15 protein-coding genes are annotated in these 25,314 nt (G+C 71.9%); 6 read left to right on the forward strand and 9 right to left on the reverse strand.

The window, feature by feature from the left end:
• Positions 1-39: 39 nt before the first annotated feature.
• Positions 40-1,122 carry a citrate synthase/methylcitrate synthase gene (locus tag GC203_RS07315; RefSeq protein ID WP_293452883.1) on the reverse strand — a complete coding sequence of 361 codons (1,083 nt, stop codon included), beginning with the start codon at positions 1,120-1,122 and terminating at the stop codon, positions 40-42.
• Positions 1,123-1,202: 80 nt separating this feature from the next.
• Here GC203_RS07315 and GC203_RS07320 point away from each other — a divergent pair, with 80 nt between their 5' ends.
• Positions 1,203-2,366 (forward strand): citrate synthase, encoded by a 1,164-nt coding sequence (locus GC203_RS07320; protein WP_293452885.1) that lies wholly within the window; start codon positions 1,203-1,205, stop codon positions 2,364-2,366.
• Positions 2,367-2,510: 144 nt separating this feature from the next.
• Here the strand turns inward: GC203_RS07320 and gltB are convergent, their stop codons facing one another.
• Positions 2,511-7,082 (reverse strand): glutamate synthase large subunit, encoded by a 4,572-nt coding sequence (gene gltB / locus GC203_RS07325; protein WP_293453190.1) that lies wholly within the window; start codon positions 7,080-7,082, stop codon positions 2,511-2,513.
• 92 nt (positions 7,083-7,174) lie between these two features.
• Positions 7,175-8,623, reverse strand: a complete 1,449-nt coding sequence (locus tag GC203_RS07330; protein ID WP_293452887.1) for an NAD(P)-dependent oxidoreductase — start codon at positions 8,621-8,623, stop codon at positions 7,175-7,177.
• Positions 8,624-8,842: 219 nt separating this feature from the next.
• On the opposite strand from GC203_RS07330, the gene GC203_RS07335 reads away from it, so the two are divergent.
• Positions 8,843-9,643 (forward strand): undecaprenyl-diphosphate phosphatase, encoded by an 801-nt coding sequence (locus GC203_RS07335; protein ID WP_293452888.1) that lies wholly within the window; start codon positions 8,843-8,845, stop codon positions 9,641-9,643.
• A 122-nt stretch (positions 9,644-9,765) separates the two neighbouring features.
• On the opposite strand, the gene GC203_RS07340 is transcribed toward GC203_RS07335, so the two are convergent.
• On the reverse strand, positions 9,766-10,434 hold the full coding sequence (locus tag GC203_RS07340) for a 3-oxoacid CoA-transferase subunit B (RefSeq protein WP_293452889.1): 669 nt from the start codon (positions 10,432-10,434) through the stop codon (positions 9,766-9,768).
• Positions 10,434-11,168, reverse strand: a complete 735-nt coding sequence (locus tag GC203_RS07345; RefSeq protein WP_293452890.1) for a CoA transferase subunit A — start codon at positions 11,166-11,168, stop codon at positions 10,434-10,436. The genes GC203_RS07340 and GC203_RS07345 overlap by 1 nt, the downstream gene beginning before the upstream one ends.
• Positions 11,169-11,280: 112 nt before the next feature.
• Here GC203_RS07345 and GC203_RS07350 point away from each other — a divergent pair, with 112 nt between their 5' ends.
• From GC203_RS07350 to pbpC, 4 genes are all read left to right on the forward strand, one after another.
• Positions 11,281-13,164, forward strand: coding sequence for a monovalent cation:proton antiporter-2 (CPA2) family protein (locus GC203_RS07350; RefSeq protein ID WP_293452891.1), 1,884 nt, complete (start codon positions 11,281-11,283; stop codon positions 13,162-13,164).
• Between the two features lie 104 nt (positions 13,165-13,268).
• Positions 13,269-14,222, forward strand: a complete 954-nt coding sequence (locus tag GC203_RS07355) for a 2-oxoglutarate and iron-dependent oxygenase domain-containing protein (RefSeq protein WP_293452893.1) — start codon at positions 13,269-13,271, stop codon at positions 14,220-14,222.
• 337 nt (positions 14,223-14,559) lie between these two features.
• Positions 14,560-19,587, forward strand: a complete 5,028-nt coding sequence (locus tag GC203_RS07360; RefSeq protein WP_293452895.1) for an alpha-2-macroglobulin — start codon at positions 14,560-14,562, stop codon at positions 19,585-19,587.
• A gap of 41 nt (positions 19,588-19,628) precedes the next feature.
• Entirely contained in the window at positions 19,629-21,629 is a 2,001-nt protein-coding gene (gene pbpC, locus GC203_RS07365) for a penicillin-binding protein 1C (RefSeq protein ID WP_293453192.1), read from the forward strand.
• A gap of 221 nt (positions 21,630-21,850) precedes the next feature.
• Here pbpC and GC203_RS07370 read toward each other — a convergent pair whose 3' ends face one another.
• The 4 genes from GC203_RS07370 to GC203_RS07385 are packed head-to-tail and all read right to left on the reverse strand — an operon-like array spanning position 21,851 to position 25,237.
• Entirely contained in the window at positions 21,851-22,477 is a 627-nt protein-coding gene (locus GC203_RS07370) for a carbonic anhydrase (RefSeq protein ID WP_293452897.1), read from the reverse strand.
• Positions 22,477-23,121, reverse strand: a complete 645-nt coding sequence (maiA, locus tag GC203_RS07375; protein ID WP_293452899.1) for a maleylacetoacetate isomerase — start codon at positions 23,119-23,121, stop codon at positions 22,477-22,479. The genes GC203_RS07370 and maiA overlap by 1 nt, the downstream gene beginning before the upstream one ends.
• On the reverse strand, positions 23,121-23,801 hold the full coding sequence (locus GC203_RS07380) for a fumarylacetoacetate hydrolase family protein (protein WP_293452901.1): 681 nt from the start codon (positions 23,799-23,801) through the stop codon (positions 23,121-23,123). The genes maiA and GC203_RS07380 overlap by 1 nt, the downstream gene beginning before the upstream one ends.
• Before the next feature lie 56 nt (positions 23,802-23,857).
• Positions 23,858-25,237 carry a PAS domain S-box protein gene (locus GC203_RS07385; RefSeq protein WP_293452903.1) on the reverse strand — a complete coding sequence of 460 codons (1,380 nt, stop codon included), beginning with the start codon at positions 25,235-25,237 and terminating at the stop codon, positions 23,858-23,860.
• Between the last annotated feature and the right edge of the window lie 77 nt (positions 25,238-25,314).

A 25,314-nucleotide genomic window follows, 5' to 3' on the forward strand; every position in this document is an offset into this window, starting at 1 on the left:
GCCGTCCGCGCGCCGTCCGCCAGCGCAAATGACTCTCAGCTAGGCCGCTTTCCGGGGCGCAGGGCCGACGTAGAGGCTGGCCGGGCGGATGAGCCGGCCGCCGGCGAGCTGTTCGCGGGCGTGGGCGAGCCAGCCGGCGACCCGGCCCATGGCGAAGACGCAGGTGAAGGCGCTGGGCGGGAAGGCGAGCGCCTCCAGCAGCAGCGCGGTGTAGAACTCGACGTTGGTCTCCAGCGACCGGTTGGGCTTGTGCTCGCGCAGGATGGCCAGCGCGGCCGCCTCCACCGCCTCGGCGAACTCCAGCCGTCCCTGGCGGGCGTCGAGCCAGCGCACGGCGGTCTTCAGCGCGTCGGCGCGCGGGTCGCGCACCTTGTAGACCCGGTGGCCGAAGCCCATCAGCCGGTCGCCGCGGGCCAGCGCCGCCTCGATCCAGGCGCGCGCGTTCGCCGGCTCGCCGATCTCGTCCAGCATCTCGATCACCGGCCCCGGCGCGCCGCCGTGCAGCGGCCCCTTCAGCGCGCTGATCCCCGCCAGCACGGCCGAAGTCAGGCCGGCGCGCGTGGAGGCCACCACCCGGGCGGCGAAGGTCGAGGCGTTGAGCCCATGGTCGGCCACGGTGACGAGGTAGGTGTCCAGCGCATCGGCCTCGGCCTTGGTCGCCGGCCGTCCGCGCAGCATGCGCAGGATGTCGGCGGCGTGGCGCAGGGTCGGATCGGGCGCCACGGGAGCCTCGCCGGCCTGGGCGCGGACCACGGCCGCCGTGAACACCGCCGGCGCCGCCAGCAGCCGCAGCGCCACCTGGGCGTCGTCGCCGTCGGCCAGGCGGGCGGTCAGCGCGCGCATCGCCTCGATCGGCGTGCGGTCGAGGAGGCCGGTGTCGAGCGCCGCCACCTCGGCGAACACCTCGACCCGCGCGGCGCCCAGCGCGGCGGGGATGTCGCGCGGCAGGTCCTCGTAGAAGCCGTCGAACAGCAGGCCCACCACATCTTCGTAGGCGGCGTGCCCGGCCAGTTCGTCCAGCGAGCGGCCGCGGACGATCAGGACGCCGTTCGCCCCGTCCACCTCGCTCAGCACGGTTTCGGCGGCGACGACGCCTTCGAGGCCATCGGAAGCAACGATCATGGGAGGTCTCCATCTCTCTTGCGGACGGAGAAAAATGCCTTCAAGCTGTCGGCGTCAATCTTGATCAATATAATCAATATATGACGTCAACCGACTGGATCGCCGCCGAGGAAGCCCGCGACCGCCTGGGCGTGCGGCCCCAGACCCTCTACGCCTATGTGAGCCGGGGGCGGGTCAGCACGCGGCCCGATCCGCACGACCCGCGCCGCAGCCTCTACCGGGCCGCCGACATCGCCGCCCTGGCCGAGCGCAAGCAGAGGAGCCGCAAGCTGTCGGACGTGGCGGCCGGGGCGATCAGCTGGGGCGAGCCGGTGCTGTCCTCGGCGATCACCACCGTCAGCGGCGGGCGGCTCTACTACCGGGGCCGCGACGCCGTCCGCCTGGCCGAGACCGAGACGCTGGAGTCGGTGGCGCGGCTGCTGCGGGGCGGCCATGGGGCGGCCCTGAAGCGCACCGACCGGCCGAAGCCGCCCGATGCGCCCGACATGCGCACGCGCGCGTTCCTGGCCCTGGCCCGGCGGGCGGCCGTCGACGCACCCGCCCTGGGCCGCGCGCCGCTGGCCCTGGCGGTCGAGGCCGCGACCCTGCTCGACGTGCTGACCGACGCTATCGCGGGCGAGGTGGGCGGCGGCGCGATCCACAACCGGCTGGCCTTCGCCTGGGGGCTGGGGCCCGGCGGCCCGGGAGCCGACCTGATCCGCCGCATCCTGGTGCTGGTGGCCGACCACGAGCTGAACGCCTCGGCGTTCGCGGCGCGCGTGGCGGCCTCGACGGGCGCGTCGCTGTCGGCCTCGGCGCTGGCGGGGCTGTCGACCCTGTCGGGTCCGCGGCATGGCGGGGCCACCGCGGCGGTGCGCAACTTCGCGGCCGAAGCGGCGCAGGCGGGGCCGCGCGAGGCGATTCAGGGCCGGCTGACCGACGAACGCAGCCTGCCGGGCTTCGGCCACAACCTCTATCCCGACGGCGATCCCCGCGCCGCCGCCCTGCTGGAACGGTTCGAGCCGCCCGCCGCCCTGGCGCGGCTGAGCGACGCCGTACTGGCCGCCACCGGCCTGCCGCCCAACGTGGACTTCGCCCTGATGGCCGCCTGCGAGGCCTTCAGGCTGCCGGCCGATGCGCCGTTCGCCCTGTTCGCCGTGGCCCGCTGCGCCGGCTGGATCGCCCACGCCATCGAACAGGGCCAGGGCGGCGGGCTGATCCGCCCCCGCGCGCGCTACACGGGGCCGGAGCCGGAGGCGAGCTGAAGCCTTCCCTCCCCCTCGTGGGGAGGGTGGCTCGAGCGCAGCGAGAGACGGGTGGGGAAGTCGTGGCTCCGAGCCTGATCCTGTATTCCCCACCCCGCGCGCCTGCGGCGCGTCGACCCTCCCCATGAAGGGGAGGGAAAGGGCTCAGGCGCGTTCGTGCACGGTCTCTTCGGCCTCCAGGGGATGCTCGAGGCGGCCCACCATCTCCTTGGGGCACACCTGCCAGAACCGCTGCACCGCGACGTCCCAGTTGCGCAGCAGGTCGCTGGCCAGGACCGAGCCGGTCTCGCGGCCGTGCTCCTCCACGAGCTGGCGCAGGACATCCTGCCAGTGCTCGCCGGCGACGCGGCCGCTCACCACGCTCTCGGCGTTCAGCACGGCGGGGAAGCGGTTGTCCGGGTCGTAGACGAACGCCATGCCCCCGGTCATGCCGGCGGCGAAGTTGAAGCCCACGGGCCCCAGGATCACCGCCGTCCCGCCCGTCATGTACTCGCAGCCGTTGGCGCCGCAGCCCTCGATCACCGCCGTCGCCCCCGAGTTGCGCACGGCGAAGCGCTCGCCGGCCACGCCCGCGGCGAACAGCCGGCCCGAGGTGGCGCCGTAGAGCACGGTGTTGCCCAGGATCGCGTTGCGGCTGGCCGCGGTCGCCAGATGCGGCGAGGGCCGGATCACGATGGTCGCGCCCGACAGGCCCTTGCCCACGTAGTCGTTGGCTTCGCCCGTCACCTCCAGGCGCAGGCCCTGGACGGCGAAGGCGCCCAGGCTCTGGCCGGCCGAGCCCCGGAGCTGGACGGTCAGGTGGCCGGGCGGCAGGCCGTCGAGGCCGAAGGTGCGCACCATGTGCGACGACGTCCGCGTGCCGATGGCGCGGGCCGTGTTCTGCACCGTGTAGGTCAGCTGCATCTTCTCGCCGCGTTCCAGCATGGGGGCGGCGTCGCGCACGATCTGGGCGTCGAGGGCGTCGGGCACCTCGTTGCGGCCGGCCATGGTGCAGTAGGGCTTGTTCGGGCCGGGATCGGCCTTCACCAGCAGCGGGTTGAGGTCGAGGTCGTCCAGGTGCTCGCCGCCGCGGCTCACCTGCATCAGGAGGTCGGTGCGGCCGACGATCTCCAGCAGCGAGCGCGCGCCCAGCTTCGCCAGGATCTCGCGCACCTCCTCGGCGATGAAGGTGAAGAGGTTGACCACCTTTTCCGGCGTGCCGGTGAACTTGGCGCGCAGGGCCTCGTCCTGGGTGCAGACCCCCACCGGGCAGGTGTTGGAATGGCACTGGCGCACCATGATGCAGCCCATGGCGATCAGGCTGGCGGTGCCGATCCCGAACTCCTCGGCGCCCAGCATGGCGGCGATCACCACGTCGCGGCCGGTTCGGATGCCGCCGTCGGTCCGCAGCCGCACGAAGTGGCGCAGGTTGTTCAGCGTCAGGACCTGGTGGGCTTCGCTGAGCCCCATCTCCCACGGGCCGCCCGCGTACTTGATCGAGGTCTGCGGCGAGGCGCCGGTGCCGCCGACGTTGCCGCTGATGAGGATGATGTCGGCCTTTGCCTTGGCCACGCCCGCGGCGATCGCGCCGATGCCGGTCATGGCGACCAGCTTCACCGTCACCCGGGCGTCGGGGTTGATCTGCTTCAGGTCGTAGATGAGCTGGGCCAGATCCTCGATCGAGTAGATGTCGTGGTGCGGCGGCGGGCTGATCAGCATCACGCCGGGCGTGGCGTGCCGCAGGCGGGCGATCATCTCGGTGACCTTGAAGCCGGGCAGCTGGCCGCCCTCGCCGGGCTTGGCGCCCTGGCTCACCTTGATCTCGATCTCGCGGCACTGGTTCAGGTACTCGGCGGTGACGCCGAACCGGCCGGACGCGATCTGCTTGACCGCCGAGTTGGGGTTGTCGCCGTTGGGCAGCGGCTGGTAGCGCGCCCGGTCCTCGCCGCCCTCGCCGGAGACGCTGCGCGCCCCGATCCGGTTCATGGCGATGTTCAGCGCGCCGTGCGCCTCGGGGCCCAGGGCGCCCAGGCTCATGCCGGGGGTGACGAAGCGCTTGCGGATCTCGTTGACGCTCTCGACCTCGTCGATCTGGATCGGCGCGCCGTCGGGGCGGATGTCGAGCAGGTCGCGCAGCTGGATGTGCGGCTGCCTGCGCACGCTTTCCGAGAAGCGCTTGTAGATCTGGTAGTCGCCGGTGTCGCACGCCCGCTGCAGGGTGTGGATCATCCGCGCTTCCAGGGCGTGGGCCTCGCCGGCGTGGCGGGCCTTGTAGAAGCCGCCCACGGGCAGGCTGAGCGCCGCCGGGTCCCAGGCCTTGCGGTGCAGCTCCACCAGCCTCGATTCCAGGCCCGCCAGGCCGATCCCGGAGATGCGCGAAGGCATGCCGGGGAAGACCTCGGCCACCAGGCTGCGCGACAGGCCGACGGCCTCGAAGTTGTAGCCGCCGCGGTACGACGAGATCACCGAGATGCCCATCTTGGAGATGATCTTGAGCAGCCCGGCCTCGATGGCCTTGCGATAGTTGAGGCACAGGTCGCGGAGCGACAGTTCGCCGGTCAGGCCGCGCTCCTGGCGGTCGAGGTAGCTTTCCTGGGCCAGGTAGGCGTTGACCGCCGTCGCGCCCACGCCCACCAGCACCGCGAAGGAATGGGTGTCGAGGCTCTCGGCCGAACGGACGACGATCGAGACATAGCTGCGCAGGCCCTTGGCCACGAGCCAGGAGTGGACGCCGCCGGTGGCCAGGATCATCGGCAGGGCCACGCGATCGGGCCCCGATTCCGTGTCGCTCAGCACGATGGTGGAACAGCCGCGCAGCGCCGCCTCCTCGGCTTCGGCGCGGATGCGGTCCAGGCTGGCGCGCAGGGCGTCGCCGTCGCGCGCCTCGTCCGCCGGGATCGGCATGGTGCAGTCGATGAGGGCGAAGTTCTTCTCGCCGATCACCTCCAGCAGCCGGTCGTACATGCCGTTGGTGAGGACCGGGCTTTCCATGACGAAGACGTCGGTCTGCGTCTCGCTCTCGGCGAGGATGTTGCCCAGGTTCTTGAACCGGGTCTTCAGGCTCATGACCGAGCTCTCGCGCAGCGAGTCGATCGGCGGGTTGGTCACCTGGCTGAAGTTCTGGCGGAAGAAGTGGCTGAGCGGCCGGTGGCGGTCGGACAGCACCGCCAGCGGCGTGTCGTCGCCCATCGAGCCCACGGCCTCCTTGGCGTCCTCGACCATCGGAGCGAGGACAAGTTCGAGGTCCTCCAGCGACAGGCCGGCGGCCGCCTGCCGGCGCACCAGTTCCTCGCGCGCATAGAGCCGCGGCTCGGGGCCGGGGCCGATCCGGTCCTCCAGGTCGACGATGTTGCCCAGCCAGCGGTCGTAGGGGTGCAGCGCGGCCAGCCGGTCGATGATGGCCTCCTCGTCGTAGAGGCGGCCCTCCACGAGGTCGACGGCGAGCATGCGGCCGGGCTCGATGTGCGCCTTGCGCACGATGCGCGGTTCGTCGACCCGGCACATGCCGGCCTCCGAACCCACGATCAGCAGGCCGTCCACGGTCTCGGCCACGCGCAGGGGGCGAAGGCCGTTGCGGTCCTTGCCGGCCACCACCCAGCGCCCGTCGGTGGCGCAGACCGCGGCCGGGCCGTCCCACGGCTCCATCACCGCGTTGGAGTAGGCGTAGAGCGCGCGGTGCGCCTCCTTCATCTGCTCGCCCGAGCGGGTGTTCCAGGCTTCCGGGATCAGCAGGGTCTTGGCCATGGGCGCGTCGCGCCCGGCGCGCACCAGCACCTCGAAGGTGTTGTCCAGCGCCGAGGAGTCGGAGCCGCCCGGCTGGATCACCGGCTTCACGTCCTCCTGGTATTCGCCGAAGGCCTGAGCCGCCATGCGGATCTCGTGGCTCTTCATCCAGTTCACGTTGCCCTTCAGCGTGTTGATCTCGCCGTTGTGGGCCAGCATCCGGAACGGCTGGGCCAGCCGCCATTCCGGGAAGGTGTTGGTGGAATAGCGCTGGTGGAAGATCGCCACCGCCGCCTGGAACCGCGGGTCGGTCAGGTCGGGGTAGAAGGCGTCGATGTGCTCGGCGAGGAACATGCCCTTGTAGATCAGCGAGCGCGCCGACAGCGAGCAGATGTAGAAGTCGCGGATGCTGGCCTCGATCACCCGGCGCTCGATGCGCTTGCGGCAGAGGAACAGCGCCCGCTCCAGCGCCTCACCCTCCAGCCCCGGCGGCGGCGACAGCATGATCTGCTCGATCTCGGGCCGGGTGGCGTTGGCCTTCTCGCCGATCACCGAGGTGTCCACCGGCACCTGGCGCCAGCCGTAGATGTAGCAGCCGAAGCGCAGCGCCTCGGCCTCGACGATGGTCCGCGCGGCCTCCTGGGCGCCGAGGTCGGTGCGCGGCAGGAACACCTGGCCCACGGCGATGGGGCCGGGTCGCACCACGTGGCCGATGCGCTCGACGTGGGCGGCGAAGAAGTCCTGCGGGACCGAGACCAGCACGCCCGCCCCGTCCCCGGTCTTGCCGTCGGCGTCGACGGCGCCGCGGTGCCAGACGGCCTTCAGGGCGCGGATCGCCAGCTCCACCACCTCGCGGCGCGGCTTGCCGTCGATGGCGCAGACCAGGCCCACGCCGCAGGCGTCGTGCTGGGCGGTGATGTCGTAGCCGCCGTTGGCCTCCAGCAGGCGGTCGCGATCCGCCTCATATCTCCTCACTTCGTCATGGCCGGGCTCGTCCCGGCCACCCATGAACATCGAGCTCACAGGGCAATCTCCGACATCGGTGTTCATGGGGCCCCGGGACGAGCCCGGGGATGACGGCGAATGAGGGCGTGCGGCCATGACCGTCACTCGGCGGCGACCAGCGCGTCGGCGCTGGCGTGGGCGGTCAGGTAGCGGTGGATGGCCTCGGCGGCGTCGCGGCCGTCGCGGATGGCCCAGACCACCAGGCTCGCGCCGCGCACGATGTCGCCGGCGGCGAACACGCCCGGGATCGAGGTCATCATGCTGCGCATGTCGGCCTTCACCGTGCCCCAGCGGGTGACGGCGAGATCCTCGGCGGCGAAGGCCGTGGGCAGGTCTTCCGGGTCGAAGCCCAGGGCCTTGATCACCAGGTCGGCGCGCAGGTCGAAGTCGGCGCCGTCCACCTCCTCGGGCGACTGGCGGCCGGACGCGTCGGGCGGGCCCAGGCGCATGCGCGCGGCGCGCACGCCGGCGGCCCTGGCGGCCTCGCCGGTCACGGCCCTGGGCGCGGCGAGCCACTCGAACAGCACGCCTTCCTCCTCGGCGTGGCCCACCTCGCGGTCGGACCCCGGCATGTTGGCCCGGTCGCGGCGGTAGAGGCAGGTGACCGAGGCCGCGCCCTGGCGGATCGCGGTGCGCACGCAGTCCATGGCGGTGTCGCCGCCGCCCACCACGACCACGTCCTTGCCCTCGGCGTTCAGCCGGCCGGAGTCGAAGTCGGGAACCTCGTCGCCCAGCCCCTTGCGGTTCGACGCGATCAGATAGTCCAGCGCCGCGACCACGCCGTCCGAGCCGGCGCCGGGGACGGCCATGTCGCGGGCCCGGTAGACGCCGGTGGCGATCAGCACGCTGTCGTGGCGGGCGCGCAGCTGCTCCAGCGTCGCGTCGCGGCCGACCTCGAAGCCGAGCGCATATTCCACCCCGCCATCGGCCAGGCGGCGCGTGCGGCGCTCCACCACCTCCTTCTCCAGCTTGAAGCCGGGGATGCCGTAGACCAGCAGGCCGCCAGGCCGGTCGTGGCGGTCGTAGACCGTGACCGCATAGCCCAGTTCGCGCAGCCGCTCGGCCGCCGCCAGCCCCGCCGGCCCCGCGCCGACGATCCCGACCGACCGGCCGCGCGCCGGCCCGGGCGTCAGCGGGCGCACCCAGCCCTCCTCCCAGGCCTTGTCGGTCAGGTAGCGCTCGACCGCGCCGATGGTGACGGTGCCGTGGCCCGACTGCTCGATCACGCAATTGCCCTCGCACAGCCGGTCCTGCGGGCAGATGCGGCCGCAGATCTCGGGCATGGCGTTGGTGGCCTGCGACAGGGCGTAGGCTTCCTCCAGCCGGCCCTCGGCGGTCATCCGCAGCCAGTCGGGGATGTTGTTGTGCAGCGGGCAGTGGGTCTGACAGAATGGCACGCCGCACTGCGAGCAGCGCGAGGCCTGCTCGGCCGCCTTGGCGTCGATGAAGTCGCGGTAGATCTCGTGGAAATCGTGCGCGCGAGCGTCGGCGGCCCGCTTCTCCGGGGTCGCCCTGGGCGTGACGGTGAACTTCAGCATGCGCTCGGCCATGGCGCCGTTTCTCCCGGGTCCGAGCGCGCCATCTACGGGCCTCGATGGGCCCTGGGAAGGTGATAATCCAATTAGTAGACCAAATGAGTCGCGCGCTGACGCCAATGTTACATCGTGAGCCGATCGAGCGCTGGATATAGTCCAATTATGGGATGAACGGCTTATTCACCATAATCGGCGCCTTTCGGCGTCGCCGAACCTGTGTTGGAGCGCGTCGCCGTGTCGGACTGGGCCTATGCCGTCATCCTTGGGATCATCGAGGGCCTGACGGAGTTCATCCCGGTCTCGTCCACCGGGCATCTGCTGCTGGCCAAGACCTTCATGGGCCTGCCGGACGGCTTCTGGGACACCTTCGCCGTGATGATCCAGCTGGGCGCGATCCTGGCGGTGGTGGTGCTCTACTTCACCAAGCTGTGGACGGCGCTGATCCGCCTGCCCACCGACCCGGCGGCTCGCCGTTTCGCGATCAGCGTGCTGATCGCCTTCGCGCCCTCGGTCGTGGTGGGGCTGATCGCCTATGACGTGATCAAGCAGATCCTGTTCGAGAGCCCCATGGTGATCTGCGTGTCGCTGATCGTGGGCGGCGTGGTCCTGCTGGTCATCGACCGCCTGGCGCCGCCCGCGCGGGAGCACGACGCCACCCAGCTTCCCTGGCTCACCTCGCTCGGCGTGGGCTTCTTCCAGGTGCTGGCGATGATCCCGGGCGTGTCGCGCTCGGGCGCCACCATCGTGGGCTCGATGCTGCTGGGCGTGGAGAAACGCGCCGCCGCCGAGTTCTCGTTCTTCCTGGCGATCCCGACCATGGTGGCGGCCTTCGCCAAGGACGCCTGGGAGAACCGCGGCATGCTGGACGGCGGCCACGCGGGCGTCATCGCCGTGGGCTTCGTCGTCTCGTTCCTCGTCGCCATCGTGGTGATCCGCGCCATGCTGGCGATCGTCACCCGGCACGGCTACGCGGTGTTCGGCTGGTGGCGCATCGCCGTGGGCGGCGCGGGCCTGGCGGCCCTCATGCTGCGCTAGAGCCTTTCCCGTTCAAATGGAATCATCTGAACGGGATAAAAAGGCTCTAAATCAAGGATTTGAGCGCGATCTGATCGCAAAACCGCGTTCCACTTTTGCGGATCGCGCTCTAGGCTTGGGTCCTAGGCGGCGACCGTCTCGGCGACCTTGAACGCCGCCTCGGTCTTGGCCTTCACCTCCTCGACGGTGACGCCCGGCGCGAGCTCGACCAGCGTCAGCGGGGTCTTGCCGCGGTTCACCTCGAACATGCCCAGGTCGGTGATCACCACGTCCACCACGCCCTGACCGGTCAGCGGCAGGGTGCAGGCGTTGAGCAGCTTGGGCGCGCCCGACTTCTCGACGTGCTCCATGACCACGACCACGCGCTTGACGCCGGCCACGAGGTCCATGGCCCCGCCCATGCCCTTGACCATCTTGCCGGGCACCATCCAGTTCGCCAGGTCGCCGTTGGCGGCCACCTGCATCGCGCCCAGGATGCTGAGGTCGATGTGGCCGCCGCGGATCATGGCGAAGCTGTCGGCCGAGTTGAAGAAGCTCGACGACGGCAGGGCGGTGATCGTCTGCTTGCCGGCGTTGATCAGGTCGGCGTCGGCCTCGCCCTCGAAGGGGAAGGGGCCCATGCCCAGCATGCCGTTCTCGCTCTGCAGCGTCACCGAAACGCCCGCCGGGATGTAGTTGGCCACCAGGGTCGGGATGCCGATGCCCAGGTTCACATAGAAGCCGTCCTGCAGCTCGGTGGCGGCGCGGGCGGCGATCTGGTCGCGGGTCCAGCCCTTGGCGTCCTGGGGCATCAGACTTCCTCTCCGGCGGCGGCGCCCTCGGCGGTGCGTTGGCGGGTGGTGAGCTGCTCGATGCGCTTCTCGAAGGCCGCGCCCTTCACGATGCGGTCGACGAAGATGCCGGGCGTGTGGATGTGGTCGGGATTGATCTCGCCGGTGGGGACCAGCTCCTCGACCTCGACGACCGTGGCCTTGCCGGCCGTCGCCATCATCGGATTGAAGTTCCGCGCGGTCATCCGATAGACGAGGTTGCCCTCGTGGTCGGCCTTCCAGGCCTTCACGATCGACAGGTCGGCGGTCAGCGCCCGCTCCATGACATAGAGCTCGCCGTCGAAGTCGCGGACTTCCTTGCCCTCGGCAACCTGGGTGCCGACGCCGGTCTTGGTGTAGAAGGCCGGGATGCCCGCGCCGCCGGCCCGGATGCGCTCGGCCAGGGTGCCCTGCGGGTTGAACTCCAGCTCCAGCTTCCCGGAGAGGTACAGTTCGGCGAACAGCTTGTTCTCGCCGACGTAGCTGGAGATCATCTTGCGGATCTGGCCGCCGCCCAGCAGCACGCCCAGGCCGAAGCCGTCGACGCCGCAGTTGTTGGAGATTACGGTCAGGTCCTTGACCCCCGAGTCGCGGATCGCCGCGATGAGGTTTTCCGGAATGCCGCAGAGGCCGAAGCCGCCGGCCATGATCGTCATGCCGTCGAAGAGCAGACCGCTCAGCGCTTCGACCGCGTCCTTGCGTACCTTGTCAGCCATGGCCGCCTGATACGCCGCAATCGCGCCCTTGAGAACCGGGCGTCCACAAAAATTCATCAGTTGATGATTAGGCCGGCGCGTCGCTCGGTAGAGACTTCCACCCGGAGCCGTGATGCACGCCAACTCCCCGCTCGTTCAGGCCATGGTCTACCTCGCGGCCGGCGTGGTCTCGGTGCCGATCGCCAAGCGGCTCGGCCTCGGCTCGGTGCTGGGCTATCTGATCGCCGGCGCGCTGGTGGGTCCGTTCGGCCTCCACCTCGTGGGCGACGTGACCGACGTGGCCAGCTTCGCCGAGTTCGGCGTGGTGATCCTGCTGTTCCTCATCGGGCTGGAGGTGCGGCCCGCCCTCCTGTGGCGGATGCGGACCTCGATCTTCGGACTCGGGGCCGCACAATTGATCGCGAGCGCCGCGGCGGTGGGCGCCGTCGCCTACGGTTTGGGCGTCGACTGGCGGGTGGCCGTGGCGGGCGGCCTGATCCTGGCCATGTCGTCGACGGCCATCGTGCTGCAGAGCCTGGAGGAGAAGGGCCTGCGCCAGGGCCCGGTGGGCCAGGCCGCGTTCGGCGTGCTGCTGTTCCAGGACCTGGCGGTGATCCCGCTGTTCGCGGTGCTGCCCCTGCTGGCGGTCCACCCCGCCGCCGCCGAGGCCGCCGCGCGGCTGGATGCGCCCGGGGTGTTCGAAAGCCTGCCGGCGTGGGAGCGCACGCTGCTCACCCTGGGCGCCGTGGCGGTGGTGGTCGGGGGCGGCCGCTATCTCGTGCGGCCCCTGTTCCGGTTCATCGCCGCCGCCCGCCTGCGCGAGATCTTCACCGCCACCGCGCTCTTGCTGGTGGTGGCGGTGGCCGCGCTGATGGAGATGGTGGGCCTGTCGCCGGCGCTGGGCGCGTTCCTCGCCGGGGTGGTGCTGGCCGAGAGCGAGTTCCGCCGCGAGCTGGAGACCGACATCGAGCCGTTCCGCGGCCTGCTGCTGGGCCTGTTCTTCATCACCGTGGGCGCGGGCCTCGACTTCGGCCTCATCGCCGCCCGGCCGGTGCTGATCGTGGCCCTGACCCTGGGCCTCATGGTGCTGAAGGGGCTGGCCATGTGGGGCGTGGGCCTGGCCTTCGGCTCCACCCGCCGCGACGCGCCCACCATCGCGGTGTCGCTGGCCCAGGGCGGCGAGTTCGCCTTCGTGCTGCTGACGTTCGCAGCCACCGTCCATGTGCTGACCCGGGAGGCGGCGGCCATCGCCAGCGCCGTGGTCGCGCTCTCCATGGCGCTGACGCCGGTGGCCTTCGCCGTCTACGAGCGGCTGGTGCTGGCCCGCGTCCAGCGTCGGGCCGAGCCGGAGGACCTGCCGTTCGACGACGGCGCGCCGGACGCGATCGTCGCGGGCTTCGGCCGTTTCGGCCAGATCGCCACGCGCCTGCTCACCGCCAACGAGTTCAGGGTGGTGCTGCTGGATTCGTCGATCGAGCAGATCGAGACGATCCGCCGCTTCGGGTGGGCGGTGCACTACGGCGACGCCAGCCGGCTGGACCTGCTGCGCGCGGCGGGCGCCGACAAGGCCAAGCTGCTGCTGGTGGCCATCGACGACCGCGACAAGGCCGTCGAACTGGTCAAGGCCGCCACCGAGTACTTCCCCAACCTGACCATCATCGCCCGGGCCTATGACCGGCGCCACGCCTACGAGCTGATCCGGGTGGGTGGGGACGAGGTCGAGCGGGAGACCTTCGAGAGCGCCCTGGCGTTCGGCCGCCGGGCGCTGGTGCGGCTGGGCCTGTCCGAGCGCAGGAGCAAGAAGGCCGTGGCCGTGTTCCGCGAGCACGACCAGGCGCTGCTGCAGAAGCTCGCGCCGGTCTACGGCGAGGAGGAGCGCTACGCGATGGCGGCGCGCGACAGCCGCGCCACCATGGAGAAGCTGCTGACCGCCGAGATGCGGCGGCTGTCCAAGGAGGAGGCGGAGGAGGCCGACAACGACGCCCAGGCGGCCGCCCGCCGCGCGGCGGCCGGCTGAGCCGGGGCCACCGGGAGGGCGATTCGTGCGCCCCGGGGCTCCATCGGAGGCACAGTCTTGCGGAGGCGCTGGAGGCCGGCGAGGCCGCGGTGTAGAAAGCGGCCATGAGCCAAGCCCTCGCCATCCAAGACCAGATCGAACCCGTCTCCTTCGCGCTCTACGCCGGGGACTTCGACGCCTTCACCCAGAAGCTGGGCGACAGCTTCGCCCGCTGGGGCTTCGCGGTGATCAGCGACCACGGCCTGGGCCAGGCGAAGATCGACGCGGCCCTGAAGGAGACCAAGGCGTTCTTCGCCCTGCCCGAAGAGACCAAGATGAAGTACCGGCTCTCGGTCTCGGGGCAGCGCGGCTACACGCCCTTCGGCATCGAGACCGCCAAGGGCCATGAGCACTACGACCTGAAGGAATTCTGGCACGTCGGCCGCGACCTGCCGCCCGGCCACCCGTTCCGCGACCACATGGCCGACAACCTGTGGCCCGACGCCGAGCTGCCCCAGTTCCACGAGAAGGTGCAGTGGCTCTACACCGCGCTGGACGCCATGGGGCTGAAGGTGCTGGAGGCGGTCGCCACCTACCTGCGCCTGGACCGCCACTACTTCGACTCGACCGTCGACGTGGGCAATTCGATCCTGCGCCTGCTGCACTATCCGCCCGTGCCGCAGGACGGCCCGCACATCCGCGCCGGCGCCCATGAGGACATCAACGTCATCACCCTGCTGCTCGGCGCCGAAGAGGCCGGGCTGGAGGTGAAGGACCACGATGGGCGCTGGATCGCCATCAACCCGCCGCCCGGCGCCCTGGTGATCAACATCGGCGACATGCTGCAGCGGCTCTGCAACAACCGCCTGCCCTCGACGACCCACCGCGTGGTCAATCCGGCGCCGGAGCGGCGCGGCTTCCCGCGCTACTCGACGCCGTTCTTCCTGCACTTCAACTCGGACTTCCTGATCAAGACGCTGCCCAACTGCGTCGACGCGGCCCACCCGGATCTCTACCCCGAGCCGATCACCGCCGACGGCTACCTCCAGGAGCGCCTGAAGGAGATCAAGCTGGCCTAGGGTACGATGGGGTCAGGTGGAATCACCTGACCGCTGAATCGTGCTCGAGATTCAAAAGTATGGAGCGCGCCCCGGGCTGAAGGCTCGCTCAACAGCTTGAAAACCTCATAGGTCGTCATGGCCCGGCTTGTCCGGGCCATCCATGAACGCTGCGCGCGTAGGCCAGGACGCCGCGCCGCCGCCGCCGAACTGGCCGCTGTCCGTGTTCATGGGTCGCCCGGACAAGCCGGGCGATGACGACGAGGGTTGTTTGATTGAGCCCTCGACGCGGCCGAGTAGCGTTGACGCGCCCGGCCGCGCGGGGTCCCATCCACCCTGAGTGGAGTTCGGAGGGGCCATGTCTCAGGGCGACGGATCGCAGCCGCAGGACCCCCGGCCGGGCTGGCGCGGCTGGATCGACCGTCTGCGGACGGGGCGCGTGCCCGTCGTGGCCGCGGCCCTCGTCGCGATCGCCGCGTTCGGCGGCGGCGCGCTCGCCACCGGCCTGATCCAGTCCCTGACGCATCCGGCCGCCGCGCCGTCGGCCCAGGCGGTCTCCGGGCCGGGCTGGTCGCTGTTCGGCAAGCCGCGGCCGGCCGACGCGCGCCGCCGCGGAATCCCCAAGCCCGAGGACTTCGCCGTCTGGCGCTCGCGCATCGACACCTCGGCCGCCCAGCCGCGCGCCTGCGTGCAGATGAGCCGCCCGCTCGACCCGACCAAGGCCTACGGCGACTTCGTGCTGGTGTCGCCCGAGCTCGACGCCAAGCCGGCGGTGACCGTGAAGGATGACGAGCTCTGCGTCTCCGGCGTGGGCTTCGCCGACCGCACCATCGCCCTGCTGAAGGGCCTGCCCGCGCTCTCGGGCGAGACCCTGGCGAAGAACGCCGAGGTGGCCTTCAACTCGGGCGACAAGCCCCCCTATGTGGGCTTCGCCGGCGAGGGCGTGATCCTGCCGCGCGAGGAGGCCGACGGCATCGGCATCGAGACGATCAACGTCTCCAAGCTGTCGATCGAGGTCTGGCGCGTGGTCGACCGCAACCTCGTGCGCCGCTCGATCAGCGCGCCCGAGCCCACGGCCGAGGGCGAGTATCCCGGCTATTGGGGCGACGACACGCCCCGCGGCGAGGGCCGCCGCGTCTGGAAGGGCGAGGTGACGGTGCGCGGCGCCCAGGGTCAGAAGGCCACCACGGTCTTCCCGCTGGGCGCGGTGCTGAAGGAGATGAAGCCCGGCGGCTACGTCATCATCGCCCGCGACGCCTCGGGCGGGCGCGACCTCAAGGCCGACGACGACGAGGACGGCTACGATCCCAATCCGCCGGCCCAGGCCCGGCGCTGGGTGATGTTCACCGACATGGCGCTGACCGCCTACCAGGGCTCGGAGGGGCTCGACGTGGTGGTCCGCTCGCTGCAGTCGGCCAAGACGCTGTCGGGCCTTCGGGTGGCGCTGGTGGCGGCCAACGGCGAGGACCTGGCCGAGGGCAAGTCGGACGCCTCGGGCCGCGTGCGCTTCGACAAGCCGCTGCTGAAGGGGGAGGGCGCCGAGACCGCGCGCATGGTCATGGCCTATGGCGCCCAGGGCGACCTGGCGGTGCTCGATCTCGACCGCGCGCCGGTGGACCTGTCGCGCCAGGGCGTCGGCGGGCGCGTCGACGGCCCCACGGCCGGCGGGCCGGTGGACGCCTATCTCTACGCCGACCGCGGGGTCTACCGGCCCGGGGAGACGGTGCATCTCAACACCCTGCTGCGCGACCGTGAGGCCCGCGCGATCAAGCAGCGCAAGGGCGCCATCGTCGTGCGCCGGCCCTCGGGCGTGGAGCTGATCCGCTACACCTTCGACAAGGTCCCCTACGGCTCGGCCGCGGCCAATGTGGAGCTGCCGAAGAACGCGCCGCGCGGGCGCTGGAAGGCCACGGTCGAGATCGATGGCCTGGACCAGCCGGCGGGCGAACTCACCTTCGCCGTCGAGGACTTCGCGCCCCAGCGCCTGGACGTGACGACCAAGGGCGACGAGCAGGTTCCGCTGCGCGCCGAGGAGACGCGCGCCATCGAGGTGTCGGCCCGCTTCCTCTATGGCGCGGCCGGCGCTGGCCTGCAGACCCAGGGCGAGGCCCGCCTGCGGGTCGACGCCAACCCCTTCCCGCAGTTCGAGGGCTATGAATGGGGCGACCAGCGCGAGCCCTTCGACGAGCAGTACCTCGACCTGGAGACCACCGTGACCGACGGCGAGGGCCACGCCGTCCTGCACCTGCCCACCTACGCCGCCCACGACAGCGCCCAGCCGCTGGAGGCCCTGGTGACCGCCTCGGTGTTCGAGCCGGGCGGGCGGCCCGTGCGCGAGAGCGCGACCTTCAAGGTGCGCCCGGCGGCCTACTACCTCGGGACCAAGGTCGACGTGGGCGAGGCGGTGGGCGGCAAGGATCCTCTGGTCAGCCTCGACGTCATCGCGGTCGATGCGTTCGGCCGCCGCAAGGCCCAGGCCGGCGTCGAATACCGCCTGATCGCCGAGACCTGGAACTACGACTGGTTCCAGCAGGACGGCCGCTGGCAATGGCGGCGCACCAGCCGCGACGTGGTGGTGCAGAAGGGCGCGCTGAACGTGGCCGCCGCCCAGCCGGCCCGCATCGCGCGGCGCCTGGGCTGGGGCGACTACCGTCTGGAGCTCACCGGCCCCGACGGCGCCTCCAGCGTGATCCGCTTCGCCGCCGGCTGGGGCGCGCCCGCCCGCGACGTCGAGGCGCCCGACATGGTGCGCGTCTCCGCCGGGACGAAGGCCTACGCCCAGGGCGACACGGTGGAGATCACCCTGAAGCCGCCCTACGCCGGCGAGGCGCAGATCGCCGTGGCCACCGACCGCATCGTCGACTTCAAGACCGTCAGCGTCACCGACAAGGGCGCGACGGTGAAGCTCAAGTCCGACGCCTCGTGGGGCGGCGGGGCCTATGTGCTGGTCAGCGTGATCCAGCCGCGCGACGCGGTGACCGCGCCCAAGCCGCGCCGGGCGCTGGGGCTGGTCTATGTGCCGCTCGATCCCAAGGGGCGGAAGCTGGACGTGGCCCTGGGGACACCGGCCAAGGCAGGCTCGAAGGCGGCGCTCGACATCCCCGTGACGATCAAGGGCGCGGGCTTCGCGGGCAAGGCGCGGGTGACCGTGGCCGCCGTCGACGAGGGCATCCTGCGGATCACCAAGTTCAAGAGCCCCGATCCGGTGAAATGGTACTTCGGCAAGCGCGCGCTGGCCGTCGACTACCGCGACGACTACGGCCGCCTGCTCGATCCCAACCTGGGGGCGCCGGCCAACGTCAACTTCGGCGGCGACGAGATCGGCGGCGAGGGCCTGACCGTCACGCCGATCCGCACCGTGGCCCTGTGGTCGGGCGTCATCGAGACCGACCGCGCCGGCCGCGCGGTGATCCACCTGCCGGCGCCCGACCTCAACGGCGAGCTGCGGCTGATGGTGGTGGCCTGGACCGACGACGCGGTCGGCGCGGCCTCCAAGCCGCTCACCGTGCGCGAGCCGGTGGTGGCCGAGCTGAACCTGCCCCGCTTCGTGGCCCCCGGCGATCACGCCTTCGCGACGCTGGAGCTGCACAACCTGGAAGGCAAGCCGGGCGACTACACGGCCACGATCTCGGGCCAGGGCGGCTTCCTCGCCGCGCTCAAGCGGGTGTTCGCCCTGGCGGTGGGCCAGCGCACGGTGGAGCGCATCGCCTTCGCCGCGCCGCGCGTGGCCGGGATCGGCCAGGTGAGCTTCAAGGTGACGGGGCCCGGCTTCTCGACAGGCCGCGACATCCCGATCCAGAGCCGGCTGGGCTGGGGCAAGGTGACCCGCGTCACCACCACCCTCCAACAACCCGGTCAGGCGTTCGCGCCCACGCCCGACCTGCTGGCGGGCCTGGCGGCGGGCGATACGACCCTCCAGGTCAGCTACTCGCCCTTCCGCGGCTTCGATCCGGGGCCGATCGCGGAGTCGCTGTCGCGCTATCCCTATGGCTGCACCGAGCAGCTCGTCTCCCACGCCTATCCGATCCTCTACGGGCGCGAGATCGACGCCAAGCTGGCCCGCACCACGCCTGCGCTGAACCAGGCGGTGTCCCAGCTCCTGGACCGCCAGAGCCTCGACGGCGCCTTCGGCCTGTGGCGGGTGGGCGACGCCCAGGCCGATCCCTGGCTGGGCGCCTACGCCACCGACTTCCTGCTGGAGGCGCGCAGGCTGGGCGCGCCCGTGCCGCAGGCGGCGCTGGACCGGGCGATGGCCGCCATGCGGCTCGTCTCGCGGCCCGACGGCTACGCCAACGTCGCCTACCGCCTGGACTATCCCGACTGGTGGGCGGCCACGCCCAAGGCCTCGCGCGAGGCCACCGAGCGGATGCGCCGGCGCGCCTCGGCCTATGCGCTCTACGTGCTGGCCAAGGGCGGCCGCGGCGACCTGGGCCGCCTGCGCTGGTGGCACGACGTGGCCATGAAGTCCGAGGCCTCGCCGCTGGCCAAGGCCCAGGTGGGCGCGGGCCTGGCCCTGATGGGCGACCGGGCGCGGGCGCATTCGGCCTTCCGCCAGGCCGCCGCGTCCCTGGGCTGGAAGGACCAGACCGACTGGTACCAGAGCCCCTTGCGCGACCTCTCGGCCGTGATCGCCCTGGCCTACGAGGCCAACGAGACGGCGCTGGCCCGCTCGCTCCAGGGCCGCCTCGAAGGCGCGGTGAAGGACCCCGACGACCTCAACACCCAGGAGCAGGCGCGCCTGCTGCAGGCCGCCCACTTCATGCTGCGCGCCGCCGGGCCGGTGAAGATCGAGGCGAGCGGCGCCACGCCCCTGGCCTCGGCCGGCGGCGCCCCGCGCTGGTCGGTGGGGCGGCTCGCGGGCGTGCGCTTCGCCAACGCCGGGACCGGCGCGATCTGGCGCACGGTCACGGTCTCGGGCGCGCCCGTCCAGGCGCCGGCGGCGGAAGCCCGCGGTCTCACGCTCGACAAACAGCTCTTCACCCTGAAGGGCGCGGCGGTCGATCCCTCGGCCGTGCGCCAGGGCGACCGGGTGGTGGTGCGCGTCTCGGGCCGCTCGCAGCAGTCGCGCAGCCTGGCGCTGGTGGTGGACGATCCGCTGCCGGCCGGCTTCGAGATCGAGACGGTGCTGGGCGCGGGCGACGCCCAGGACGGCCCGTTCCGCTTCCTCGGCAAGCTGACCGACGCCAGCGTCCAGGAGGCGCGCGACGACCGCTACGTCTCCGCCGTCGACCTGGCCGGGAACAAGGAGTTCGCCTTCGCCTACATCGCCCGCGCGGTGACGCCCGGCGAGTTCCTGCTGCCCGGCGCCGAGGCGCGCGACATGTACCGTCCGGCGGTCAGCGCCCGCACCGCCGCCCGCCGCACGGCCATCGCGCCGGGGCCGTGAGCGTGCTGATCCGTCGCCTCACCCAGGGGCTGATCGGTTTCATGGCGTTGCAGACGGCGGCGTTCGCGCTGGACGTGGCGTTCCCGCCCGACCTGACGCGGGCCGACAGCGCCTCGCCGGTGGTGCTGGACCGTCACGGCGGCTGGCTGCGGGCGCTGCCGGTGGAGGACGGCCGCTGGCGGCTGCGGGCCGACCTCGACCGCACCGACCCCACGTTCCTGAAGCGCGTCGTGGCGGTGGAGGACGCGCGGTTCTGGATCCATCCGGGCGTCGATCCGCTGGCCGTCGTGCGCGCCGCCGGCTCGGCGCTCGTGCGCGGCCACGTCGTCTCCGGCGCCTCCACGCTGACCATGCAGACCGCCCGACTGCTGGAGCCCCGGCCTCGAACGCTCGGGTCCAAGCTGGTCGAGGCGGCGCGCGCCGTGCAGCTCGAGGCCCGCTTCTCCAAGCGCGAGATCCTCGGCCTCTACCTCACGCTCGCGCCCTACGGCGGCAACCTGGAGGGCGTGCGCGCCGCCAGCCTCTCGTACTTCGGCCACGAGCCCGAGAGCCTCACCAACGCCGAACAGGCCCTGCTGATCGCCCTGCCGCAGTCGCCCGAGGCCCGCCGGCCCGACCGCCATCCCGTGGCCGCCCGCGCCGCGCGGCGCCAGGTGCTGGCCCGCATCGCCCGCGCCGGCGAGATTCCATCGCAAGCGGTCGCCGAGGCCGACGCCGATCCCCTGCCGGGCCGGGCCGTCTTCCCGGCGCGAGCCTGGCACGCCGCGGGCGAGCTGGCGCGGGCCGCGCCGCCCGGCCAGTCCACGGTGGTCTCGACCCTCGACGCGGCGCTTCAAGGGCGGCTGGAGGATCTGGCCCGCGCGGCCGCCGCCGCCGAGGGCCCGCAGGAGACCGCGGCGATCCTGGTGGTGCAGATTGACGGGCGCGCGGTGCGCGGCGCGGTGGGTTCGTCGGGGCTGTCGGCGCGCGGCGGCTGGATCGACATGACCCGCGCCCTGCGCTCGCCCGGCTCGACGCTGAAGCCCTTCATCTACGCCTTCGCCTTCGAGGAGGGGATCGCCGCGCCCGACACCCAGATCGACGACGCCCCCCTGCGCTTCGCCGACTACCAGCCCGAGAACTTCGACCGGGTGTTCCACGGCAAGGTCACCGCGCGCGAGGCCCTGGCCCAGTCGCTGAACGTGCCGGCGGTGGCCACGCTCGCCAATGTGGGGCCCGAGGCGTTCGAGGCGCGGCTGACCGGCGCCGGGATCACGCTGAAGCGCCCCAACGCCGAGACCCGCGCGCCCGGCCTGGCCCTGGCCCTGGGCGGGGCGGGGATCAGCCTGCGCGACCTGGCGCTGCTCTACGCCGCCCTGGGCGACGACGGCGTGGCCAAGCCGCTGGCCTGGACCGAGGCCGAGGCGGCGCGCGTGCGCCGCCAGCCGGGCCGCCGTCTGGTCCGCGCCGAGGCCGCCCACCAGGTGCTGGACATCCTGCGCGAGACTCCGCCACCCGAAGGCTCGGGCCCCGCCGCTCTGCTGCGCGGGCGCCCGGCCATGGCCTACAAGACCGGCACCTCCTACGGCTTCCGCGACGCCCTGGCCGCCGGGGTGGTGGGCGGCTACGCCGTGGTGGTCTGGACCGGCCGCGCCGACGGCGGCGCGCGTGGCGGCGTCACCGGCCGGGACTCCGCCTTGCCTCTGCTCTTCCAGGCGGCCGACCTGCTGGGCGCGCCGCCCGCCGCCCCGCGTCCGATCGCGCCGCGCGCGGCGCCGCCGGCGTTGCAGGCGCTGAAGACCGGCAACGGGGGGCCGCGCCTGATCTTCCCGCCGGACGGGGCGACCGTGCAGGTGGAGGGCTTCGGGCCACGGGCGCGCGGACTGTCGCTGGCGGCGCGGGGCGCCGACCTCGCCTGGTACGTCGACGGCAGCCCGCTTGCGGCCGAGCCGGTCGGTGGGCGGGTGATCTGGCGTCCCGACGGACCGGGGTTCTACGGCGTCACGGTGGTGGACGGCGAAGGCCGTCAGGCCAAGGCGCGCGTTCGGGTGAAGGGCGGCTAGAGCAACAAATTCCGAGGGCCGGCCTTAGTTTGAAGGCCCGATCAATGGATTGAAAACATTATGAATCGTCATGGCCCGGCTTGTCCGGGCCACCCATAGACGCCGAGCGAGCGTGTCGGGACGCGGCATCGCCGCCACCCAAGCCGGCCGATGTTCGTGTTCATGGATCGCCCGGACAAGCCGGGCGATGACAATGGGGGTCGCTTGATCGAGTCCGCAGCCTAACCGTCGAGCTTGGCCAGGTCTTCGGGCCCGCCCACGGTCACGTTGAGGTCGGTCACCAGCCCGCTCGACAGCGTGTAGACCCAGCCGTGCACCTTCAGCGGCTGGTCCCGCTTCCAGGCCTCGGTGACGAAGACGTCGGAGGCCACGTTGCGCACCTGGCGGATGACGTTCAGCTCCACGAGCCGATCCCACTTCTCCCGTTCGCCGGGCAGGGCCTCCAGCTCGTGACGGTGCTCGTGGTGCACCTCGCGGATCGGGTGCAGCCAGTGGTCGACCAGGCCGCGCCGCTGGCCGTCGACGGCCGCGGCCACGCCGCCGCAGCCGTAGTGGCCGACCACGAGGATGTGCTTCACCTTCAGCACGTCGACGGCGAACTGGAGCACCGACAGGTAGTTGGCGTCCTGCGGCGGGGCCAGGTTGGCCACGTTGCGGTGGACGAACAGCTCGCCGGGGTCGAGCCCGACGATCTCGTTGGCCGGAACGCGGCTGTCGGCGCAGCCGATCCACAGATACTCAGGCGCCTGCTGGCCCTCCAGGCGCTTGAAGAAGCCGGGGTCGACGGCGACCTTGCCGGCCGCCCACGCGCGGTTCTTGGCCTTCAGCTCGTCGAGGGAATGGGGCATCACGCTGGCTTCGCGTCCGGTTGGTTGTTCGGGTGCGCGGCCTGGAAGGCCGGGTTCTGGGCGGCGCGGGCGGCTACGCCGGCGATGGCCGGCCAGGCGCTGACGTCCACCTGGTAGCGGTTGGCCGAGTAGACCTGCGGGATCAGGCAGCAGTCGGCGATGGTGGGCGCGTCCCCGAAGGCGAAGACGCCCCCGTGCCGGGCCACCAGCGGCTCCAGGGCGTCGAAGCCGTCGCGGATCCAACCTTGCGTCCACTCCAGGATCGCCTCCTGCGACAGGCCGAGCTTGTGCAGCTTGCGGCCCACGCGGGTGTTGTTCAGCGGATGGATGTCGCAGGCGACGATCGTGGCCATGGTGCGCACGGTCTGCCGGTCCATGGCCGAGCGCGGCAGGATCGGCGGCTGCGGCCGGGTCTCCTCGAGCCATTCCAATATGGCGAGGCTCTGGGTCAGCACGTGGCCGTCGCCGAGGTCGAGCGCCGGGGTCAGGCCCTGGGGGTTCACCGCGCGATAGGCCGGCTCGCGCTGCTGGCCGGCCAGCAGGTCGACGGCGGCGTAATCGTAGGCCACGCCCTTCAGCGCCAGGCCGATGCGGACGCGATAGGGCGCCGTGGCGCGCCAGGCGGAATGCAGCGTCCAGGCCATCAGGTCACCTCGAAGGCGAGCCGGCCCACGCCGTCCACCTCTCCCTCCACGCGGTCGCCGCGGACCAGCGGCCCGACGCCCTCGGGGGTGCCGGTGAAGATCAGGTCGCCGGGCATGAGCCGCCACAGCTTGGAGGCTTCGGAGACGATCTCGGGCAGGTTCCAGATCATGTCGGCGACCACGGCGTCCTGACGGGTCTCGCCGTTGACCGACAGGGTGATGCGGCCTTGCGGCGCCGGCCCGCTCCAGCGGCGGATCGCCGAGATCGGCGCGGAATCGTCGAAGGCCTTCGCCGCGTCCCAGGGCTGGCCCTTGTCGCGGGCCGCGGCCTGCAGGTCGCGCCGGGTGAGGTCGACGCCGACGGCGTAGCCGAACACCAGGTCCAGCGCCGCGTCGGGGGCCACGTCGGCGCCCTCCGCGCCGATCGCCACGACCAGCTCGATCTCGTGGTGCAGGTTGGCCGTGCGGCTCGGATAGGCCGGGTCGCGGCCCGGGGTCACGACGGCGTCGGCCGGCTTGGTGAAGAAGAACGGCGGGTCGCGGTCGTCGCCGCCCATCTCGCGGCGGTGGGCGGCGCAGTTGCGTCCCACGCAGAGGATCCGCCGGACCGGGAAGGCCGCGGTCTCGCCCTCCACGGGGACGACGGGCTGCGGCGGCGGGGCGATCGCATAGTCGGCCATGCGCCGCGTTTAGGCCTGCCGCGCCCGGAAGGAAACCCTACGCTGCGGCGCCCTCGTCAGGCCTCGGCGTCGAACGGCCCCGGCGTCTCGCCGGGCGGCGGCAGCTTCGCCTCCAGCGCGCAGCGGAAGCCGTCGGGCGCGTAGGTCATCGCCGCCTGGCCGCCGAGCTCGCTCTTCAGGCTGCGCTCGATGAGCCGCGAGCCGAAGCCGCGGCGGGTGGGCGGCCTCACGGGCGGACCGCCGGTCTCGACCCAGGTCAGGGTGAGGTGGTGATCGGCTTCGTCCAGCGTCCAGTTCAGGGCCACGCGGCCCTCGTCGTTCGACAAGGCGCCATACTTCACGGCGTTGGTCGCCAGCTCATGCAGCACCAGCGCCAGGGTGAGCGCCGCGCCAGGAGGCAGGCGCGCCGAGGGGCCCCTGGCGGTCACGCGGGTCGAATTGGCGGCGGCGAACGGGCGCAGCGCGCGTTCGGCCACGGCCGCCAGATCGGCGCCGTGCCAGCGCTCGCGCGTGAGCAGGTCGTGGGCCTGCGAAAGGCCCATAAGCCTGGCCTCGAACTTCTCGTAGGCGGACCGCGGCTCGGGTTCGGCGCGCAGGGTCTGGGACGCCATGGATTGTACGGTGGCGAGCGTGTTCTTCACCCGGTGGTTCAGCTCGTTGACCAGCAGGCGGAGCTGTTCCCGGTGGCGCGCCTGCACGCCCTCGGCGGCCTTGCGCGCGGAGATGTCCTCGATGATCGAGACGAAATAGTCCGGCTCGCCGGAGGCCTTGCGCACCATGGCCGCGGTCAGGTGCGCCCAGACCGGCTCCCCCGACTTGTGCACATAGCGCTTCTCGGCGCTCAGCATGTCGGTCGCGCCGTCGGCCAGGTCCTGGGCCCGCGCCACGTCGGCCGCCAGATCCTCGGGATGGGTGATGTCCTGGAAATTCAGCTCCAGCAGCTCTTCGTGATCGTAGCCCACCAGGGTGCAGAACCGGTCGTTGACTTCGAGGAACCGCCCGTCGGGCGCCACCCGGGCCACGGCCATGGCGGCCTGGTCGAACACCGCGCGATAGCGGGCCTCGGCGGCCTCCAGGGCCATGCGCGCCTCCACGGCGGCGGTCACGACCTCGGTGTACAGCACCAGCCCGCCGATCCGGCCGGCCTCGTCGCGCCAGGGGCCGATCGACCAGCGGATCCATTCGAGGCGTCCGTCCCGGTCCACGAACGGGTCGGCGTCATGGCTGAACGAGGCCCCGTCGCGCAGCACGTCGGCATGGATGTCGCGCCAGCGTTGGGGCACCTCCGGAAAGACATCGTAGTGGCGGCGCCCCACCAGCGGCGTGTCGCCGGGCAGGCCCTGGTCGGTCAGGAACTGGCGCGAAGCCGCCATGTACCGCATCTCGCGGTCGAAGATCGCCACGCCCAGGGGCGCCTGGGCAAGCGCGGTCAGCACGCTCGACGGGGCCGAGAGCGGCAAGGCCGTATCGGCCGGCTTCGAACTGTCCGATCCGGGCTGCGTCCTGTGACTCC

It is taken from the genome of Phenylobacterium sp. (genome assembly GCF_016124325.1).
Lineage (GTDB): Bacteria > Pseudomonadota > Alphaproteobacteria > Caulobacterales > Caulobacteraceae > Phenylobacterium.

Bases quoted from the DNA above. Each gene is read 5' to 3' on its own strand.
- GC203_RS07315 (WP_293452883.1), bottom strand. From the start codon at position 1,122: ATGATCGTTGCTTCCGATGGCCTCGAAGGCGTCGTCGCCGCCGAAACC.
- GC203_RS07320 (WP_293452885.1), top strand. From the start codon at position 1,203: ATGACGTCAACCGACTGGATCGCCGCCGAGGAAGCCCGCGACCGCCTG.
- gltB (WP_293453190.1), bottom strand. From the start codon at position 7,082: ATGTTCATGGGTGGCCGGGACGAGCCCGGCCATGACGAAGTGAGGAGA.
- GC203_RS07330 (WP_293452887.1), bottom strand. From the start codon at position 8,623: ATGGCCGAGCGCATGCTGAAGTTCACCGTCACGCCCAGGGCGACCCCG.
- GC203_RS07340 (WP_293452889.1), bottom strand. From the start codon at position 10,434: ATGCCCCAGGACGCCAAGGGCTGGACCCGCGACCAGATCGCCGCCCGC.
- GC203_RS07345 (WP_293452890.1), bottom strand. From the start codon at position 11,168: ATGGCTGACAAGGTACGCAAGGACGCGGTCGAAGCGCTGAGCGGTCTG.
- GC203_RS07350 (WP_293452891.1), top strand. From the start codon at position 11,281: ATGCACGCCAACTCCCCGCTCGTTCAGGCCATGGTCTACCTCGCGGCC.
- GC203_RS07355 (WP_293452893.1), top strand. From the start codon at position 13,269: ATGAGCCAAGCCCTCGCCATCCAAGACCAGATCGAACCCGTCTCCTTC.
- GC203_RS07360 (WP_293452895.1), top strand. From the start codon at position 14,560: ATGTCTCAGGGCGACGGATCGCAGCCGCAGGACCCCCGGCCGGGCTGG.
- pbpC (WP_293453192.1), top strand. From the start codon at position 19,629: ATGGCGTTGCAGACGGCGGCGTTCGCGCTGGACGTGGCGTTCCCGCCC.
- GC203_RS07370 (WP_293452897.1), bottom strand. From the start codon at position 22,477: ATGCCCCATTCCCTCGACGAGCTGAAGGCCAAGAACCGCGCGTGGGCG.
- maiA (WP_293452899.1), bottom strand. From the start codon at position 23,121: ATGGCCTGGACGCTGCATTCCGCCTGGCGCGCCACGGCGCCCTATCGC.
- GC203_RS07380 (WP_293452901.1), bottom strand. From the start codon at position 23,801: ATGGCCGACTATGCGATCGCCCCGCCGCCGCAGCCCGTCGTCCCCGTG.